A 17,755-nucleotide genomic window follows, 5' to 3' on the forward strand; every position below is an offset into this window, starting at 1 on the left:
TATGATTTCTATGGCGAAATTCAAATGTTATGGAATCGCCCGGAATCCGGGGATTCCCAGAAATCAAGATGGAAAATCGGGAACAAAGCGAGATGGGGCGGATTGTGGCGAGTCGTCCACTGTGACGGTTGCGTGAAGGGCGCGTGTCGCGCGCCTCGCTCCGTGTGACGATTGAATGACGCTTTGGGGCTCGCCCATTGGGTGTCCAAAGCGCGGAGCATCGGGCACAAAAAGAAAGGCCCGAAGCGATGCTCCGGGCCTTTGATGGTCGATGAGCGCTGGAAGGGCTCGGATCAGGCGGCGCCGACCGCCTTCACGCGGCTCGACAGGCGCGAAATCTTGCGCGAGGCGGTGTTCTTGTGGAGCACGCCCTTGGCGGCGGCACGGGCCAGTTCGGGCTCGGCGACCTTGAAGGCGGCGCGGGCGGCTTCCTTGTCGCCCGAGAGGATCGCTTCCTCGACCTTGCGCAGGAAGGTGCGCATGCGCGAGCGGCGAGCCTTGTTGACCAGGGTCCGGCGGGCGATCTTGCGGGCGGCCTTCTTGGCCGACGGCGTATTGGCCATGTGTCGTGTCTCTCGTGTTCTCGTAGGCGGACCCGGGCGGCTACAGGCCGACCAGCATCCGACGCGAAGGGATCGATCGCCGAGGAAGGCACCAAACCAGGGTATCGTCTGGTATCGGGTTCGCCACGGCAGAACAGGCCGCATCCGAGGACGCCGCCGGAAATCTGCGCGCCTTATAGGCCGACATCCCGGCCGCGTCAACCGAAAGCCCGGGCCGGCGGCCATGCGAAAGGCCGGGCGCCGGCCTGTCGGATTCCTCCCGTCTTTAACCCTGGCCGGGCGCGGCGTTAACCTTGACCACGAGCGGGGCGGGCAGCCCGTCCCCGAGGCGGCGGGAGGGCGCGATGCGGCAGGTGGCTTGGGTCATGGCGGGGTGGATCGTCTGTGTTTCGGGGGCGATCGCGGGCGGGGAGGCGATGGCGGCAAGCCAGCCGGCGCGGCCGAGCCCCCCGGAAATCACCTGGGACTGGTACAAGTCGGGCGAGACCTATCTTCGCTACAAGGTGCCCAATCCCGCCCTGTCGACGCGCTATTTCCGCAAGGCGGCCGAGCGCGGCAACGTCTCGGCCCAGTACAAGCTCGGCGAGCACTACGAGAACGGCGTCGGCGTCACGCGCAACTATCGCGAGGCCTATCGCTGGTATCGCCGGGCCGGCGACGCGGGGGATCGCTATGCCGAGTTCAAGGTCGGCTGGTTCCTGCAGAAGGGCATGGGCGTGCGCCAGTCCTCGCGCGAGGCGGCGCGCTGGTATCAGCGGGCGGCCGACCAAGGCAATCCCTGGGGCTACCACATGCTGGGCTTCATGCTGGCCGATGGCGAAGGCGTCCGGCGCGATCCCGCCAAGGCGCGCCAATATCTCGAGATCTCGGTTCGCGAGACGAACGATTCCTGGGCCAAGTGGAAGCTCGCCGAACTCGTGAAGGCGCGCGAGCCCGAGCGCGCCCGCAGCCTCTACAGCGAGGCCGCAGCCCAGGGGAACACGGAGGCACGCCGGGTCCTGTCGGCGATGCGATGACCTGAGATCATGCCCCCCGAAACCATCGGACGGGCCGGGCGGCCGCGGGCCGAACGCGAGCGTCGGCGCGGGCCTGAAGGGGCGGCGGGGGAGGCGGACGCTTCCCCACCCGCAGATTCCCCCGTCTTGAGCCGGCGCAACCTCCTCCTGGGGGCGGGCGCCCTGTTCACGCTTCCCACTGAGCGGGCGCGCGCGCCAGAGCGCGCCTCCCTGCGAGAAGCGGCGGCGCGCTCTGGCCGGCGCTTCGGCGCGGCCGCGCGGGCCGAGCAGATCGCCGCCGAGCCCGATCTTGCCGAAGCGCTGCTTGTCGAATGCGACGCGCTGACCCCGGAAATCTCGATGAAATGGGACGCGATCGAGCCCGAGCCGGGTCGGCGCGACTTTTCCCGCAGCGACGCGCTTCTGCGCTTTGCCACCGAGAACGGGCGCGCCCTGCACGGCCACACCCTGATCTGGCACCGAAGCATTCCGCCCTGGGCGGAGGCCGCGCTGGCGGAGGGGGCGGGCTGGGCGCCGGTCGCGGCCCATTTCGAGGCCGTGCTCGGCCGCTATGGCAATGAGATCGCGACCTGGGACGTGGTGAACGAGCCAATCGACACGGGACACCGGATGGACGGCTTGCGGGACGGCACGTTCCTGCGCGCTTTCGGGGAAGGGTATATCGAGCGCGCCTTTCACGAGGCGCGCGCCCATGCGCCCGGCGCCGTCCTGTTCCTCAACGAATACGGGCTCGACTACGACATTCCCGTGGAGCGGGACCGGCGTTATCTCTTCCTGAAGCTGGTGGAGCGGCTGAGGCAAGCCGGCGCGCCGCTCGGCGGCATCGGCCTCCAGGGCCATCTCGACCTGCGCAAGGGGCCGTTTTCCGAACCCCTCTTCGCCGGTTTTCTGCGCGATCTCAGCGGGTTCGGCCTCGAAATCCACATCACCGAACTCGACGTACGCGAGCACGACCTGACCGCGCCGCCCCTGGTGCGCGACCGGCTCGTGGCCGAGATCGCCAAGCGCTATCTCGACGTGGCGCTGGATTGCGCGGCCGTACGCGCCGTCTCCACCTGGGGCCTGTCGACGCGCCATTCCTGGCTGGCGATCGAGCCGGAGGATCTGGATTTTTACTGGCGCCTCGTCGGCGGACAAGGCAAAGGCCCCGGCTTCAACCGGGGCCTGCCCTATGATTCCGACATGCGCCCCGCGCCGATGCGCGAGGCGATTCTGGCGGCCTTCGAGCGGCGCCCGCTCGGCTTCTGACGTCAGACCACGAGCCGCGAGCCCTGCAACTCGCCAAGGCTGGTTGCGGCGCGGTCCACCGGCCGGCGGGCCGAGGCCACCCATTCGATCAACTCGCCCATTCCTTCCTCGAAGCCGCGCTTGGGCGCGATGCCGAAATCGCGCTCCAGCTTGGAAATGTCGGCGAAGCAGTGCCGGATGTCGCCGACGCGGTAGCGGCCCAGAATCTCCGGCGCGATGTTCTTGTGCAGGAGCCGAGCGAGCACGCTGGCGATCTCGCGCACCGTGATCGAGCGGCCCGAGCCGACATTGTAATAGTCCCAGACCGAGCGCTCGCTTTCCAGAACCGTGGCGAAGGCGTTGGCGACGTCGTGCACATGCACGAAGTCGCGCCGCTGCGAGCCGTCCTCGAAGACCAGCGGTGGCTGGTCGTTGAGAAGGCGCGAGATGAAGATCGCCGCGACCCCGGTATAGGGGTTGGACAACGCTTGGCGCGAGCCGTAGGCGTTGAACAGGCGCAGAGCCACGGTGGGGATGCCGAGCGCCCGGCCGACGGACAGGAACATCTCCTCGTGGTCGCGCTTGTTGACGGCATAGATCGAGGCGGGCTGAAGCAGCTTCTCCTCGTTGGTCGGCACAGGGGCGAGCGCGTTGCCCTCTTCGTCCTCCAGCTCCCACTCGCGGGCCAGCAGCTTCTCGTGCGGGCGCAGCGGCGGGGCGACCGTGCCGCAGGGGCCGCGATAGGCGCCCTCGCCATAGATCGACATGGAGGAGGCGACGGCGATGCGCTGAATCCCGTGCGGCCGGCGCGACAGGGTCTCCAGCATGATCGCGGCGGTCATGACGTTGTTGCGGACATAGTCCGTGATATTCGTCATGGACTGGCCGACGCCGACCGAGGCGGCGAGATGGGCCAGATGCGTGACGCCGGTGAGCGCAGCCTCGAACACGCCGTCGTCGAGGAGATCGCCCCGGATGCGCCGGGCGCGGCGGTCGAGATAGACGGGCCAGCCGTCGGCGTCCACCTCGGCGTCGGCGTGGACCTGGGGCTTGAGGCAGTCGAGCACGCTGACCTCGAAACCGCGTTCGAGAAGCTGGTCGACAAGGTGGGAGCCGATGAAGCCGGCGCCGCCGGTGACGAGAACATGACCTTTGGACATGGGAGTTTTCCTTTGAAACAGGAGGTCAGAGGGCGATGCCGGGCACGGGGGCCTCGGCTTCCACTATGCGATTGCGATTGGCGGGGGCGGGCGGGGCGAGGTCTGCCCCGAGCCTTACGACGGCGGGCTGCGAGCCGGAGACGGCGCGCACGAGTTCGTGGTTGGCGTCGATCTTCACCGTGCGCTCCCAGACCAGCCCGCGATCGCGCAGGAACATCCAGAAGCCGATGGCAAGCGGGACCAGCCAGAGGAGCCACCAGACGACGAGCGAGGCGGGGTTGACGCGCAGGAGATAGCGAAGCCGATCGGCCCGCTCGGGCAGGATCAGCGCGGCGCGCTGCCAGACCGAGCGGTAGATCGCGCCGAGCGTCAGCGCGAAGATCGCGAGGTTCACGGCGGCGAGGCCCAGCGTCCAGGGCGGCACCGGACTGTCGCCGGCGCTCCAGGCGGCGAGCGCCCAGAGCCCCATCGGCAGGCCGATCGCATGGGCCGAGAGCGACAGGCAGGGGCCGAAGTTCAGCCGCGCGCGCAGGCGCTGCCAAGGCGTCATCCCCATGTCCTTCAAGGGCTGGGCGAGGCTCTGGAAGAAGCCGCAGACCCAGCGCTTGCGCTGCGTGATCCCGTGTCCGAGCGTCGAGGGAACCTCCTCGATCAGCGGGTTCTCGATGATGCCGATGCGCTTGCCGTTGGCCCAGAAGCGCATGCCGACCTCCGGGTCCTCGATCGTGATCCAGGGATGGAAACCGCCCAGCGCCACGAGGTCGGAGGCCCGGAAGAACAGGCCCTTGCCCAGCACCCAATAGGGCTGGCGCCCACCGGCCGAGAGATGGGGATAGAGGAACCCGTCCCAGGCCATGTGGTCGAAGGCGTGCCAGGAGGCCGAGATGGAGGTGAGGAGATTGCCGGCGATGTTCTGCGCCTGCAGCACGTCGTAGTGCCGCATCCCCGCCGAAGCGGCGAGGAAATGGTCCGGCGGCGGGCAGCTGTCGGCGTCGATATAGTTGACGAGGAAGTCCTCCCCGCCGGCCATGTCCTCGGCCAGCGTGTAGAAGGCGTAGATCAGCTGGCGCGTCTTCTTGGGCGGCAGGGCGCTGACGCCCGCCCGCTTGCCCTTGTGCCACCAATAGGCCTTCGGATTGGCGTTCCAGCTGTCCCACACGACCTGCCAGGACGGATCGCTCGTCGCGGGAACCTCGACGATCTGCAGGAAGGCGAACTCCTGCGCCAGGCGCCGCAGGCTTTCTACCGTGGCTGTGTCGTTGGCGTTGGGAATGGCCACCACGCGGTAGCGCGAGGCGGGATAGTCGATGCGGGCGAGCGACAGGAAGGTCGTCCGCATCGTGGATTCGAGTTCGCGCAGCACGGGGTAGAAGAGCACGATATAGGGGTGCTCCTCCGGCCGGCGGCCTTGTGCCTCGCGCGGGTCCACCCAGTCCACCGGCAGACGCAGGAAGAACAGGCCGAGCCCGAGCGAGAGGGCATAGAGGATCTGGGACAGGAGGAAGGCGGACACGAGAATCGTGTCCGCGCCCCCCGCCCACGCTTGAGCGTGCATGGGGCCGTCTCCCTTCGCGTCAGACGGCGTGGCCGTTGAGCCCGGCCTTGGCCGCCTTCGCTGCCGCGACGAGCGCGAGCGGCGGCAGGTCGGCGGGCGAGGGCTCGGGCAGGACGCCGGCAACGGGCAGGACGCTGGGGGCGACCGGCGGCGACGCCGGGTTGGCAAGCCCCTGGCGCAGGTCCTCCACCGCGCGCCCGCGCACCGGCTGCGGCACGGCGAGGCGGGAGCGCCGCCCGATGCCGAAGGCCCGAAGGCCCGCCGCGCGCAGCTCTTCCGGCGGGAAGAGATTGCGCAGGTCCACGAACACGTCGCCCCGCATCAGCTCCGCCACGCGGGGCAGATCCAGCGCGGCGAACTCCGGCCAGTCGGTCAGCAGCAGCGCCGCGTCGGCCCCTTCCAGGCAACCATAGGCGCTGTCGGCATAGTCGGCGTCGGGCAGGAAGGCCCGTGCCTGGCCCATGCCTTCGGGGTCGAAGATGCGCAGCCTCGCCCCCGCCGCCCGAAGCGCGGCGAGGATCGGCAGCGAGGGCGCCTGGCGCATGTCGTCCGTGCCGGCCTTGAAGGTCACGCCGAGCACGGCCAGCGTGCGGCCCCGCACCCCGCCCATCGCCTGGATGACGCGCCGGCCCATGGCGCGCTTGCGCCCGTCATTGGCCGCCACCGTGCTTTCCACGAGGCGCAGCTGCACGCCGTGGCTCTGCGCCGTGGCGAGCAGGGCTTCCGTGTCCTTGGGAAAGCAGGAGCCGCCGAAGCCCGGTCCCGGCCGCAGGAAGGCCGCGCCGATGCGCCGGTCCAGACCGACGCCGAGCGAAACCTCCTCGATATCGGCGTCCGCCGCCTCGCAGAGATCGGCGATCTCGTTGATGAAGGCGATCTTGGCGGCCAGAAAGGCGTTGGCGGCGTATTTAATCATCTCCGCCGAGGCGCGCTCGGTGAAGACGAGCGGCGCGCCGCCCTCGGTCAGCGGCCGGTAGATCTCGGCGAGGATCGCGCGGGCGCGCAAGGAGCCCGTGCCGACGACGATGCGGTCCGGCGCGCGGAAATCGGCCAGCGCCGAGCCCTCGCGCAGGAACTCCGGGTTCGACACGACGTCGAACTCGATCTCGGGCCTGGTCTCGCGCAGGATGCGCTCCACCGCCTCGCCCGTGCCGACCGGGACGGTAGACTTCACGATCACCGCGAGAGAGCGGACGCCGGCGCGCCCGATCGCTTCGGCCACCGCGAAGACCGCCGAAAGATCGGCCGAATGGTCGAGCGCGGAAGGCGGGGTGCCGACGGCCACGAACACGGCCTGCGTGTCCGCGTCCAGCGGCAGCGAGCCGGTGGCAAAGCCGAGGCGCCCGCTCGCCGAATGGGCGAGAACGAGCTCTTCCAGCCCCGGCTCGTAGATCGGCATTTCGCCGCGCCGCAGGCGGGCGATCTTGGCGGCGTCCGTGTCGAAGCAGACGACCTCGTGGCCGAGCTCCGACAGGCACGCGCCGGTGACGAGACCGACATAGCCGGTTCCAATGACGACGATCTTCATGACGCCAGCGCTCCCTCGGTCAGAGGGCGAGCCGTGTTGGCCGCTGCGAGAAAGCCCGGCACGAGACGCGGAGCGGGCTCGGCCGCGACGCCTTCCGCGAAATGGGCGATCGTGCGCTCCAGCCCGGTGCGCAGCGGCACGCGGGGCTCCCAGTCCAGCAAGGCTCTCGCCTTGCCGATGTCGGGCCGGCGGCGGCGCGGATCGTCCACCGGCAGCGGCCGGCGCACGATGCGCGAGCGCGAGCCGGTCAGCTCCACCACCAGATCGGCCAGCTCGTCCATCCGCGTTTCCACGGGATTGCCGAGATTGACCGGGCCGCGTGGGTCCGTGTCCAGCGCCATGAGCGCCAGAAAGCCGGCGATCAGATCGTCGACATAGCAGAAGGAGCGCGTCTGCGACCCGTCGCCATAGACCGTGATGTCCTCGCCGCGCAGCGCCTGGACCACGAAGTTGGAGACGACGCGCCCGTCGTCCGGGTGCATGCGCGGCCCGTAGGTGTTGAAGATGCGCGCCATGCGCAGCTCGATCCCCGCGCGGGCGCAGCCATCGGTGAACACGGCTTCGGCGAAGCGCTTGCCTTCGTCGTAGCAGGCGCGCGGGCCGACCGGGTTGACGTGGCCGGCATAGGTCTCGGGCTGGGGGTGGATGTCCGGGTCGCCATAGACTTCCGAGGTCGAGGCGTGGAACACCCGCGCCCCGTCCTCGGCCGCCCGCTCCAGAACGCGCCGCGCCCCGTCCGCGCAGATGAAGAGCGTGCGCACGGGGTCGCGCTGGTAGTGCGGCGGCGAGGCCGGGCAGGCGAGATTCCAGATCTCGTCGAAGCGCGGCAGGCTGGCCGGAAAGGGCAGAACCACGTCCTGCTCCACCAGCGTGAAGCGATTGGTCGCCACGAGCGCGCGCAGGTTCTCGCGGCTGCCCGTGGCGAAATTGTCGAGGCACACGACATGATGGCCACGCGCCAGGAGCGCCTCGCAAAGATGCGTTCCCAGGAAACCGGCGCCACCGGTCACGGCGATGCTTTTGCCGGAAGGATTTCGCGGCATGGCAGGGGCCGGCGATGCCGGCCAATCGTTAAGTTTCATGATAAACCGCCGACGTTCGAGGAAGGATCGTCAGGATTTCCCTGACGGGTTTCTTCAAGATCGGGTCAAAAACCCAGCGAGAGCCGAGAGAAGACCTGTCAAACGCCGCAATCGTGCTTTGATTACTTACACAGGAACCTTTGGCGCGCAAGCCTTGGGCAAGCTCCGCACAGCCGCCGCTCCATGCTGCCCCGTTCTTGGGCAGAAAGGGGTGCGGCGAGGGGGATTGAAGGCTTCTTCAAGGTGCCTTTCCCGCCGTTTCGCAAAAAGCGAGCGGGAGCAGTCAAGCCTCGCCGGGTGATCAACCGGCGGTTCCGCAACGGCCACACACGAGTAGACGCGCTTTCTACTTTTCAGCGCTCGCGACGGCGCGTAACAACTTCGGGTTTTATACAATTGCGAGGCGTGCTTCCCCCCTTTGGGTGAAGCGGAGCTCGAGCAAGTGCAATAAACCAGTTCGGCGCATGTCATTCGCGCTTGAGAATGGAAAATGCTGTTCGCTGGGAACTGAATATGCTTGATTTTCTCATAACCTGACGCCCTTATATCAGGAATTGCACGACAAAGATGTGGGGACGTTGGGATAAGTTGTAGCGGGGATTTTCCCGACACAAGAAAAACAACCCAAGAAAGGGAGGGGGCATGTGCATCGTCTTGCTGGTTACGAACGAGCCTTGTTTCGCGGCCGGTTTCGTCAGCGTGATGGAGCGGCAGGACGAGCCAGGCCTTGAGGTTCAAGCCTGCGTCACCGACCTTCCCGGCGGGATCGAGGCGGCTCGGCTTCCCGGCGCGGACGTGGTGGCGGTCGACGCCGCCATGCCGGGCTTCGACAACGACGCGCTCGTCGCCTTCTGCCGTGCCTTGAACGGGCGTTCAGGGCTTCTGCTGCTCGGCCATGCCAAGACGCGCGAGGCGGTGGAAGCGGCCTTCTCGGCGGGGGCGCGGGGCTATCTCCTCAAGTCGGCGCGCGAGCCCGACCTCGTGGACGCCGCGCGGCGCGTCGGCGGCGGCGAAACCTATCTCGATCCGCGCCTCGTGCCGATCATGACCGCGCCCCAGCCGGCGCGGCTCGACAAGGCGATCTACACGCCCTTCGGCGCTCTGCCGAGCCGCGTTTCGGCGCGCGAGATGTCGGTCCTGCGCCGCACGGCCTATGGTTACAGCGCCAAGGAGATCGCCAGGGATCTCGACATCAGCCAGAAGTCGGTCGAGACCTATAAGGCGCGGGCCATCGCCAAGCTCGGCCTCGCCTCGCGCTCCGACATCATCCGCTATGCGCACAGGGCCGGCTGGTTCAACTCGATCACCGAGTTCGAGACCCAGCAGGACGAGCGCCGGCCGCACTGATCCCGCATCGTCGACGAGCTTGGGCTCGGAACCCCTGAAAGCCTCGCGCCCTTGAAAGCGCGGGGCTTTTTGTTGTCGTCATAGACTTTGCCATGGATCAGCCGTCACGCGTCCGCGTGCCCTCCGAGCCTTGCGCTCTAACCCCCGGACAGCCCGGTTTGACCATCCTTCCCCAAGGCTTCGTCAGGCGTTCCCGGCGCCTCGATGAAAACACCCAGACACGCCGTTCCCCAGGAATTTTGGGTGATGCAACTGCAGTGAGGAGAAGGGAATGGACATCTCCTTCCACACGGCGTCAGCCGTTCATACAACTATAGACTGAAAATCGTCCCTCAGGCGCCGCCATCCTCTCTTGAGCGCCCGCGCGGGCCGGCGCGCAGGCTGGCTTCCAGGCGGGGAAGAAACGTCCAAAGATCCCGGTTCAATTCGTTCATCGCCCTGATCTCGCCGCGGATGGCCTCCAGGCGCTCGCCATCCATCGACTTGGCCGCGCCAAACCGCAGGCCTTTGGCGCGCTCCTCCAGCCGCATCGCGTGCGTGTGGGTGATGCGCCCCGCCGGGTCCACCGTGAACATGGCGTGGAGAAGGTCGTTGCGCAGCCGCGTGCCCGTGTCGAAGCGGGTCATGAGTCGCTTGATCTCGCCCGACAAGGCACGGTCCGTCAGCTTCACACGGGCGAGCCGTTGCACGAGATCGACCCGAGCCCGGCTGGTGTTGAGCGTGCCGAAGACGATCAGCGCCGCTTCTCGGTCGCAGCCCAGAAGCAGCATGATGAAATAGACCAGGAGACTCTCGTTGTTGGACCAGCTGAAGGAGAGCTGGCCGATCAGCGTGAAGACGTCGCCCCGCGCGGCCGTGGCGCCCGCATCGCGCGCCGCCGCCTCGATCGTCTCGAAATCGGGCCTCGGCGGCAATTGGCTCAGCGGCTTCATGCGAGGCTTCCCTTTTTTCTTTGAATCGATGGGCTGTGCCCAAGTCGATCCGGCCGAAAATCTTGCTGCGAATGCGAAGAGACTTGGCCTCTCATTCTAGGGGCGGTCGATCTTCTTTCTCTTCCTGACGGAAAACTCCCGACGATGCGCTGGGTTCTTCCCCGCAAGACAAACGCTTAATCTTCAGCAATCTTAACGATGTCTTAACCAGTTCGAAAGACCAGGGCGGACGCAAGGGGCGGAGTAAAGTGCCCCGGGAAAACTGCCCAAGCGGCTTCGGCCACAGGGCTTCGAGTTGCGTAACCTTTTTGCCGACGTCCCGGATCGCCGCAATCGTATCGGGCCGGAGGGCAGGAAGGCGAGGACCAACCCCATTCCATCCAACATGGCCGGATGTCCGTCTCCCGCAGAAGAGGAGCGACGGCGGCCCTTATCCTTCAACGGGAGAGAATCATGAGCGTCGATCGCAACGCCACCGCCTTGGCCGGCTCCGTCGCGGAAGCCTATGTCAATTCGCCGAGCTACCAGAACCAGGGCAACGACCAGTCGGCCGATGGTTCGAACGTCAGCAGCGACCTGTCCGACAACAGCGACACGAATTCGAACAACGACAATTCGAACAACTCGAACCAGGGCAACAATTCGAGCGTCAACGACTCCGGCAACGACAATTCGACGTCGCTGGACGTGGGCGGCGTGTCCGACATCGGCAACGACAAGAGCGTGAACGATTCGGGCAACGACAATTCGGACAATTCGAACCAGGGCAACGACTACAGCGACAACAGCGTCGCGGATTCGGGCAACGACAACTCGACCTCGCTGGATGTGGGCGGCGTGTCCGACATCGGCAACGACAAGAGCACGACCGACTCCAACAACGACAATTCGGACAACTCCGACAATTCGGACAATTCGAACACCGGCAACGACTACAGCGACAACAGCGTCTCCGACTCTGGCAACGACAACTCCAATTCGAGCACGAACCACTCGAACAACGACGCCAGCACCAACGTCTCGCTGGCCGACTCGCTGAACGACAGCAGCACCCATGTCGCCGACTCGTTCAATTCCGACGACGACCTGATCGACGTGACAGGCCTGTGCAACAAGCTCGACGGCATCATCGGCACGATCGGCGGCGACGCCCTGAACGCGGAAGGCGGGCAGGCACTGCTTGGAGACGGCAACGTCTTCTCCATCCAGCAGATCGCGACGCTCAACGACAGCGATTGGCTGAACCAGCCGAGCACCAGCCTGCAGATGCAGAGCGGCAGCGGCAGCTTCTCCCTCAGCTCCTCGGGCCTCTATGGCGGCACGGCGGATGCCATGCACAACGGCACGCTGACCGCTGGCGACAGCTCCACGCTTTCGGCGGGCAACAGCGCGGCGGCGGGCGTCTCGGCCGGCCATGAAGCTCTCAACATGGACATCTCGATGGGCGCGAACATCCAGTTCACCAGCGTCGACATGGCCGTGGTGGGCGGCGACGCGGGCGGGGCCGACTTCGGCGACGCCTAGATCTCCAGCCGGAGCGCCCTTGCCCCCCTCGGGCGCTCCACCCTTGGGCTCGCGTCGTCTCCCCGGAGCGGCGTGGGCCCTTTTTCCTCCTAAGCCCCGCCTAGCCCTCCGCCTAGAACCGAGGTTTCGAAAGGAGCGATCCGATGCTCATGATCGAGGCCCAGGAAACCATCGCGCGCTTCATCGGCCTGTTCCGCGTCAACGAGGTCGATCCCGGGAGTCACGACCGGCTCCTGTCCGGCAGCCCGCATCTCGCCAGGGTCCATCCGCTGGCCGGGCGGGACGAAGCCCCGGAGGCACGAAGCGCCGGCCTTTCCCCTCCCGTCAGCGATCCTCACATCCGCCTCGCCAACGATCGGTTCGAGATCGAAGAGGTAACCGGCCGGCGCCTTGCGCCGCCCCATGTCGAGGTGTCGATCGACCCGCTGCATCTGCCGCTGGCCCGCGTTCCCGCGACCACCGATCTTCCCAGTTCCGCCGGTTGGGAAGCGATGGGCTCGGCGCCGCACGACGCGCTCTATCACTACCGCTCGGTTCCCTCCGACTCGCTCTTCGCCATCCAGGACCAGATCGGCCTTCTCGACGATCGCGACACGCTGATCCTCGACCCCGACGCCGATCCGCTCGCCGTGGTGGGGCATGTGACGCAGCAGTTCGAGGCGATGCTGACGGCGGCCAAGGACTTCATGTCCCTCCCCAGCATTCCGCACATGCCGACGGAACTGGCCGGCGTGCTGCGCGAGACCGCCGCCTCCGCCGGCGAGGAGCCCTCCGCGCTCGGCGCGCCGGTCGGACATGAGGGCGTCTTCGTCAATGGCGAGCGGCTGGAGGCCGCTCCCGACATCGCCGCGCTGGTCGAAGACATGCGCAAACCCGCCGATCTGCTGGAGGATCAGCCCTACCTCACGACCGGCGGCAATCTTTCGGTGAACCAAGCGATCCTGATCAATGTCGGGCATCTCGGCGCCGTGACCGCCGTCAAGGGTGACTGGTTCGAAGTGAACTCGATCCGCCAGCTCAACATCCATGCCGATGCCGACACGGCCGACGGGCTCGGCCAGGCCGTGTCCACCGCGATCGCCGACACGACGCGCAGCCTCAACATCGCCGTCTTCGAACGCACCGACGACACACCCGGCGCCAGGCCCGGTCTCGATCCGCGCGACGGCTTTCCCGCCAATTACAAGGTGGACGTGATCGAGGGCAATCTGGAGATCGCGAACTTCCTGCGGCAGGTGAAGCTGACGCTGGACGGCGACCAGGTGGTTCTCTCCTCAATGGAGTCCACGGTGCGCGCCGCGACCGGCGGCAACGAGAGCCTCAACATCGCCCAGCTCTCCAAGCTTCTCGGCTCCTACGACCTCGTGATCGTCGGCGGCAGCGTCTACGAGGGCAATTTCATCCAGCAGATCAACGTCCTGAACGACAGCGACCGGATCGTCTCCGACGCCGCCGGCACGGGCGGCTCGGTTTCGACCTCGGGCAATCTCCTGATCAACCACGCCTCGATCCACAATGTCGGCGCGGTGGGGGATTTCGCGGCCTTCTCGCCGGAGATGCGCGACCTCGTCTCCGCCTTCCAGAGCAAGCTCGCCAGCGGCGACCCGAGTCTGGGTGCCGATCTCGCCTTTCTCGGCGCCCACAATGTCCGCGTTCTCTACATCACCGGCGACGTGATCGAGATGAACGTCATCTCGCAGATCAACATCGTGGACGATGCCGACACAGTGCGCATGGCCGACGGCACGCTGGCGCGCATCGCCAACGCGGTGGCGCCCGACGCGCAGTGGACGGTGACGACCGGCGGCAACACGCTGCTCAACGAGGCCAGGATCGTCGATGTCGACGATGCCGGCCATGTCCGCTTTCTCGGCGGCGAATACTATTCCGGCTCCATGCTGCTTCAGGCCGATCTCGTGGCGAGCGGGCCCGACATCCAGACCTTCGACACCGGGACGCTGGCGCCCGAGGTGATCGCCTTCGTCTCCGACATCCAGGGCGACGGGGCGAACCATTTCTCCAACGCCCTGTCGCAGAGCCACGCGACCCTTGCCCACGATGCGGGGGCGGACGGGGTGGGCGGCATCCTTTCCTGAGGCGGCCGCCTGTCCCGGCGCGGCCGAAAGGGCCGCGCCGCAACCGATCCAAGACCAAGAAGACGACCAAAGAGGGGGATCCAAGCCATGAACGAGGACAAGCCCGGCCCGCGCCTGTCGGACCCGGAGCGCGACGCGCGTGAGCGCGAAATCTTCGCCTCCATGCAGGCGGCGGTGAGCGCCATGCGTGCCGAGGGGCAGGACCCATTCCCGGCACCCGTGCCGGTGTCCGTGCCCGAGCCAGTGCCCGCGCAGCCGACGGCAGCACGGGCCGCCACCGCGCCTGCCGCCACCGCGCCGCAGGGGGCGCCGGTTCCGGCCGCCGCCGCACCGGCCGCAGGAGCCACTGCCTCAGCGGCCCCGCGTACCGAAGCGCCGCGCGCGCCTGCCACTCCGCCCGCCGCGCCGCCGCTGATCGAGATCGAGGCGCCGCCGCTCGCGCCGGCCGCCGCCGAGCCCGTCCGGCCGCCCGCCGCGGCGGCCGCCGCGCAAGGCGCGCCCGAGCCCAAGCGTGGCGGCCCGCCGCCGCTGCGCGGCACCACGATCGAGGGCGAGGCGGGCGGCCCGCTCCTGCCCGAGGGCCGCGCCGCCGCCAACGATGGCGCCTCGCAGATCACCCGCAAGAGCCAGCAGGTGAACTTCCGCGTGGCGCTGGAGCAGACCAAGGCGCGCGTCCGGCGCAACATCGCCTGGGTCTTCGCCTTCACGATCCTCGTCAACGTCCTGGTTCTGGCGGTGCCGATCTACCTGTTCCAGATCTCGGACCGTGTGCTCACCTCGCGCTCGCTCGACACGCTGGTGATGCTGACGCTGATCGTGGTGGGCGCCATCATCGGGCAGGTGACGCTCGACCTCATCCGCCGCACGATCCTGATGCGCACCGCCGTCGAGGTGGAAACGCGGCTCGGCTCGCCCATTCTGGCGGCCGCCTCGCGCTCGGCGCTGTCGGGCTCGGGCAAGGACTACCAGATCCTCGCCGACCTCCAGCACATCCGCGCCTTTCTCACCGGCTCGACGCTGCTCGCCATGCTGGACGCGCCGCTGGCGCCGCTCTTCATCTTCGCGGTCTGGCTGGTGCATCCGCATATGGGCGCCATCGTCGTGGTCTCGGTCCTGGTGCTTCTGACGGTCGCCTTCTTCAACAAGCGCGCGACGGCGGTGCATTTCGCGGAAGCCGCCGGCCACAACGCCCGCTCCAACATGACGCTCGACGCCCTGTCGCGGAACGCGCAGATCATCAACGCGCTCGGCATGATCCCCGAGGCCGTGCGCCTCTGGGGCCGGGACAACGCGGCCTCGCTCCGCTCGCAGGTCGCGGCGCAGGACCGCAACGTCTTCTTCTCGTCCCTGTCCAAGGCGCTGCGCCTCTTCGCGCAGGTCGGCATGCTCGGCTGGGGCGCCTATCTCTCGCTCGACGGCCAGCTCACGGGCGGCATGGTGATCGCCTCCTCGATCATCTCCAGCCGCGCCCTGGCGCCGGTGGAGGGCACGATCGAGGGCTGGCGCACCTATATCCAGTCGCGCGCCGCCTATGGTCGCATCTCGCATCTCCTCCTCAACTCGCCGCTCAATGTCGAGCGCCTGCGCCTGCCCCGGCCGGAAGGGCGGCTCGACGTCGACCGCGTGCTCTACGTGCCGCCGCCCAACAAGAAGGTGATCCTCAACGGCCTTTCCTTCTCGCTAAAGCCCGGCGAGGCGCTGGGCATCATCGGCTCGTCGGGCGCCGGCAAGTCCACGATCGGCCGCATGCTGGTCGGCTCCATCGTGCCGACGGCGGGCAATGTCCGGCTTGACCTCATGGACCTCAAGAACTGGGACCCGCGCCAGCTCGGCGAGAGCATCGGTTACCTGCCGCAGGACGTGCAGCTCTTCCCCGCCTCGATCAAGGTCAACATCGCCCGCATGCGCGACGACGCCCTCGACGAGGACGTATTCGAGGCGGCCATGCTGGCCGATATCCACGAGCTCGTCGCCTCCTTCCCGCAGGGCTACGAGACGGTGATCGCCGCCGACGGCGCGCCGCTTTCGGGCGGGCAGAAGCAGCGCATCGGCCTGGCGCGCGCCTTCTTCGGCAATCCGCGCCTCGTCGTGCTGGACGAGCCGAACTCCAATCTCGACACGGATGGCGAGCGCGCCCTGGCGCTCGCCATGACCAAGGCCAAGGCCAACGGCACGACGGTGGTCGCCATCACGCAGCGTCATTCGCTCCTGCGCTGCGTCGACCGGATCATGGTGATGGACAAGGGCGCGATCTCGGCCATCGGCGAGCGCAACCAGATCCTGGCGATGATCTCCGGCCAGACGGCCGGCGAGAGCAACGTTCCCGTTCAGCGGAGAGTCCCATGAGCGCGAAAAATGGGGGCGCGACGCGTGGCCCGGCCCGGCCCGGCGAGGTGATCGAGGATTGGTATGTCGGCGTGCCGCGCACCATCCGGGGCACGGTGATCGGCGGCCTCGCGCTGTCGGTCGTCATCTTCGGCGGCTTCGGCACCTGGGCGAGCACAGCCCCGCTCGCCGCCGCCGTGGTCTCGCACGGCACCTTCGTCGCCACCGGCAAGAACAAGCAGGTGCAGCATTTCGAAGGCGGCATCATCCGCGCCATCCTGGTGGAGGAGGGCGACAGGGTAGAGAAGGGCCAGCCGCTCGTGATGCTGGACGAGACGGCGGCGCGCACGAATGTCCGCCGCCTTCTCCTGCGCATTGCCAGCTATCAGGCGCGTGCCGCCCGCCTCCAGGCCATGATCTCAGGGGAGGAGACGCTCGATTTCGGCGCGATCGAGGTGGACGCCGAGGACCGCAAGGAGGCCGACCGCGTCTTCGAAGGGCAGCGCAGCGTCTTCGCCGCCGCCCGCCGGGCGCTGGAAGGCCAGATCGCAGTGCTCCTGCGCAATCAGGAATCGCTGCGCCGGCGTATGGAGGGCTCGCAGGCCCAGCGCCAGGCGGTGGAGCGGCAGGGCAGCCTGATCCGGCAGGAACTGGCCGCCAAGACCATCCTCTTCAAACAAGGGCTCTATCGCCGCTCCGATCTCTTCACCGTGGAGCGGGCGGCGGCCGAGGCGGAGGGTTCGCTCGGCCGGATCGAAGGGGAACTGGGCGACATGCGCTCGCAGATCGCCCGGCTCGACGGGCAGATCGCCCAGGCGCGCCAGGAGGTCCAGCAGGGCGCGACGCAGGAGCTGCAGGGCATCGAGGCCGACATGGACGACATGCGCGAGCAGCTGCTTGCCGCCCAGAGCGTTCTCGGCCGCACCGAGGTGCGCGCGCCCGTCTCGGGCACACTGGTCAAGCTGAACTACCACACGGCCGGCGGCGTCGTGGAAAGCGGCCGGCAGATCGCCGAGATCCTGCCGCGCGACGAGAAGCTGGTGATCGAGACCTTGATCAACCCGACAGATATCAACGGCGTGCGCTCGGGCCAGCCGGCGGGCGTGCGCCTCACCAGCTTCAACCAGCGCACGACGCCGCAGATGCGCGGCCTCGTCACCTATGTCTCGGCCGACACGGTGCCCGACCCTCGGCCGGGCCGCATGGGCGATGTCTATGTCGTGCGAGTCACCCTGCAGGAGCATGAGGTGGAGCGCGTGCCGGGCCTTCGCGTCAATCCCGGCATGCCGGCCGACATTTTCATCGAGACCTCGCACCGCACCTTCCTGAACTATCTCGTGAAGCCCGTGCAGGACAGCATGAACCGCGCCTTCCTGGAGCGTTAGGGGCGGTCGCTCCAT

At 67.6% G+C, this 17,755-nt stretch carries 13 protein-coding genes; 7 read left to right on the plus strand and 6 right to left on the minus strand.

Translation table 11 applies throughout. From position 1 onward, the window contains the following. Positions 1-293: 293 nt before the first annotated feature. Positions 294-563 (minus strand): 30S ribosomal protein S20, encoded by a 270-nt coding sequence (rpsT, locus tag AUL32_RS06050; protein WP_061977464.1) that lies wholly within the window; start codon positions 561-563, stop codon positions 294-296. Between the two features lie 365 nt (positions 564-928). Between rpsT and AUL32_RS06055 the strand changes: the two genes are divergently transcribed. Further along, a complete protein-coding gene (locus AUL32_RS06055; RefSeq protein WP_192847434.1) occupies positions 929-1,579 on the plus strand; it encodes a tetratricopeptide repeat protein in 651 nt (216 codons plus the stop codon). 126 nt (positions 1,580-1,705) lie between these two features. Continuing rightward, on the plus strand, positions 1,706-2,827 hold the full coding sequence (locus AUL32_RS06060) for an endo-1,4-beta-xylanase (RefSeq protein ID WP_061977460.1): 1,122 nt from the start codon (positions 1,706-1,708) through the stop codon (positions 2,825-2,827). Between the two features lie 2 nt (positions 2,828-2,829). On the opposite strand, the gene AUL32_RS06065 is transcribed toward AUL32_RS06060, so the two are convergent. From AUL32_RS06065 to AUL32_RS06080, 4 genes are read right to left on the minus strand one after another with little or no spacing between them, the layout of a single operon-like run. After that, positions 2,830-3,966 carry an NAD-dependent epimerase/dehydratase family protein gene (locus AUL32_RS06065; RefSeq protein ID WP_061977458.1) on the minus strand — a complete coding sequence of 379 codons (1,137 nt, stop codon included), beginning with the start codon at positions 3,964-3,966 and terminating at the stop codon, positions 2,830-2,832. 25 nt (positions 3,967-3,991) lie between these two features. Beyond that, positions 3,992-5,521, minus strand: a complete 1,530-nt coding sequence (locus AUL32_RS06070) for a glycosyltransferase family 2 protein (RefSeq protein WP_062112648.1) — start codon at positions 5,519-5,521, stop codon at positions 3,992-3,994. A gap of 19 nt (positions 5,522-5,540) precedes the next feature. Beyond that, complete coding sequence (locus AUL32_RS06075; RefSeq protein WP_062112651.1) at positions 5,541-7,049, minus strand: UDP-glucose dehydrogenase family protein; 1,509 nt, start codon at positions 7,047-7,049, stop codon at positions 5,541-5,543. Next, entirely contained in the window at positions 7,046-8,131 is a 1,086-nt protein-coding gene (locus AUL32_RS06080; protein WP_062112654.1) for a UDP-glucuronic acid decarboxylase family protein, read from the minus strand. Before AUL32_RS06080 ends, AUL32_RS06075 begins: the two co-directional genes overlap by 4 nt. A gap of 642 nt (positions 8,132-8,773) precedes the next feature. On the opposite strand from AUL32_RS06080, the gene AUL32_RS06085 reads away from it, so the two are divergent. Then, positions 8,774-9,478, plus strand: a complete 705-nt coding sequence (locus AUL32_RS06085; RefSeq protein ID WP_062112657.1) for a LuxR C-terminal-related transcriptional regulator — start codon at positions 8,774-8,776, stop codon at positions 9,476-9,478. A gap of 332 nt (positions 9,479-9,810) precedes the next feature. On the opposite strand, the gene AUL32_RS06090 is transcribed toward AUL32_RS06085, so the two are convergent. After that, positions 9,811-10,410, minus strand: coding sequence for a hypothetical protein (locus AUL32_RS06090; RefSeq protein WP_062112659.1), 600 nt, complete (start codon positions 10,408-10,410; stop codon positions 9,811-9,813). A gap of 453 nt (positions 10,411-10,863) precedes the next feature. Between AUL32_RS06090 and AUL32_RS06095 the strand changes: the two genes are divergently transcribed. The 4 genes from AUL32_RS06095 (at position 10,864) to AUL32_RS06110 (ending at position 17,740) form a co-directional block, all read left to right on the plus strand. Beyond that, positions 10,864-11,934, plus strand: a complete 1,071-nt coding sequence (locus AUL32_RS06095; protein WP_062112662.1) for a hypothetical protein — start codon at positions 10,864-10,866, stop codon at positions 11,932-11,934. A 143-nt stretch (positions 11,935-12,077) separates the two neighbouring features. Beyond that, the gene (locus tag AUL32_RS06100; protein ID WP_062112665.1) at positions 12,078-14,030 is read left to right on the plus strand and encodes a hypothetical protein; all 1,953 of its coding nucleotides are present in this window, start codon (positions 12,078-12,080) and stop codon (positions 14,028-14,030) included. 87 nt (positions 14,031-14,117) lie between these two features. Continuing rightward, the gene (locus tag AUL32_RS06105; RefSeq protein ID WP_062112668.1) at positions 14,118-16,376 is read left to right on the plus strand and encodes a type I secretion system permease/ATPase; all 2,259 of its coding nucleotides are present in this window, start codon (positions 14,118-14,120) and stop codon (positions 16,374-16,376) included. Beyond that, on the plus strand, positions 16,373-17,740 hold the full coding sequence (locus AUL32_RS06110; RefSeq protein WP_061977442.1) for an HlyD family type I secretion periplasmic adaptor subunit: 1,368 nt from the start codon (positions 16,373-16,375) through the stop codon (positions 17,738-17,740). Before AUL32_RS06105 ends, AUL32_RS06110 begins: the two co-directional genes overlap by 4 nt. The last annotated feature ends 15 nt before the right edge of the window (positions 17,741-17,755 follow it).

Origin of the sequence: Aureimonas sp. AU40 (assembly GCF_001463785.1) — a bacterium.
Lineage (GTDB): Bacteria > Pseudomonadota > Alphaproteobacteria > Rhizobiales > Rhizobiaceae > Aureimonas.

Coding starts and splice junctions, on each gene's coding strand:
- rpsT (WP_061977464.1), bottom strand. CDS start 563: ATGGCCAATACGCCGTCGGCCAAGAAGGCCGCCCGCAAGATCGCCCGC.
- AUL32_RS06055 (WP_192847434.1), top strand. CDS start 929: ATGGCGGGGTGGATCGTCTGTGTTTCGGGGGCGATCGCGGGCGGGGAG.
- AUL32_RS06065 (WP_061977458.1), bottom strand. CDS start 3,966: ATGTCCAAAGGTCATGTTCTCGTCACCGGCGGCGCCGGCTTCATCGGC.
- AUL32_RS06070 (WP_062112648.1), bottom strand. CDS start 5,521: ATGCACGCTCAAGCGTGGGCGGGGGGCGCGGACACGATTCTCGTGTCC.
- AUL32_RS06075 (WP_062112651.1), bottom strand. CDS start 7,049: ATGAAGATCGTCGTCATTGGAACCGGCTATGTCGGTCTCGTCACCGGC.
- AUL32_RS06080 (WP_062112654.1), bottom strand. CDS start 8,131: ATGAAACTTAACGATTGGCCGGCATCGCCGGCCCCTGCCATGCCGCGA.
- AUL32_RS06085 (WP_062112657.1), top strand. CDS start 8,774: ATGTGCATCGTCTTGCTGGTTACGAACGAGCCTTGTTTCGCGGCCGGT.
- AUL32_RS06090 (WP_062112659.1), bottom strand. CDS start 10,410: ATGAAGCCGCTGAGCCAATTGCCGCCGAGGCCCGATTTCGAGACGATC.
- AUL32_RS06095 (WP_062112662.1), top strand. CDS start 10,864: ATGAGCGTCGATCGCAACGCCACCGCCTTGGCCGGCTCCGTCGCGGAA.
- AUL32_RS06100 (WP_062112665.1), top strand. CDS start 12,078: ATGCTCATGATCGAGGCCCAGGAAACCATCGCGCGCTTCATCGGCCTG.
- AUL32_RS06105 (WP_062112668.1), top strand. CDS start 14,118: ATGAACGAGGACAAGCCCGGCCCGCGCCTGTCGGACCCGGAGCGCGAC.
- AUL32_RS06110 (WP_061977442.1), top strand. CDS start 16,373: ATGAGCGCGAAAAATGGGGGCGCGACGCGTGGCCCGGCCCGGCCCGGC.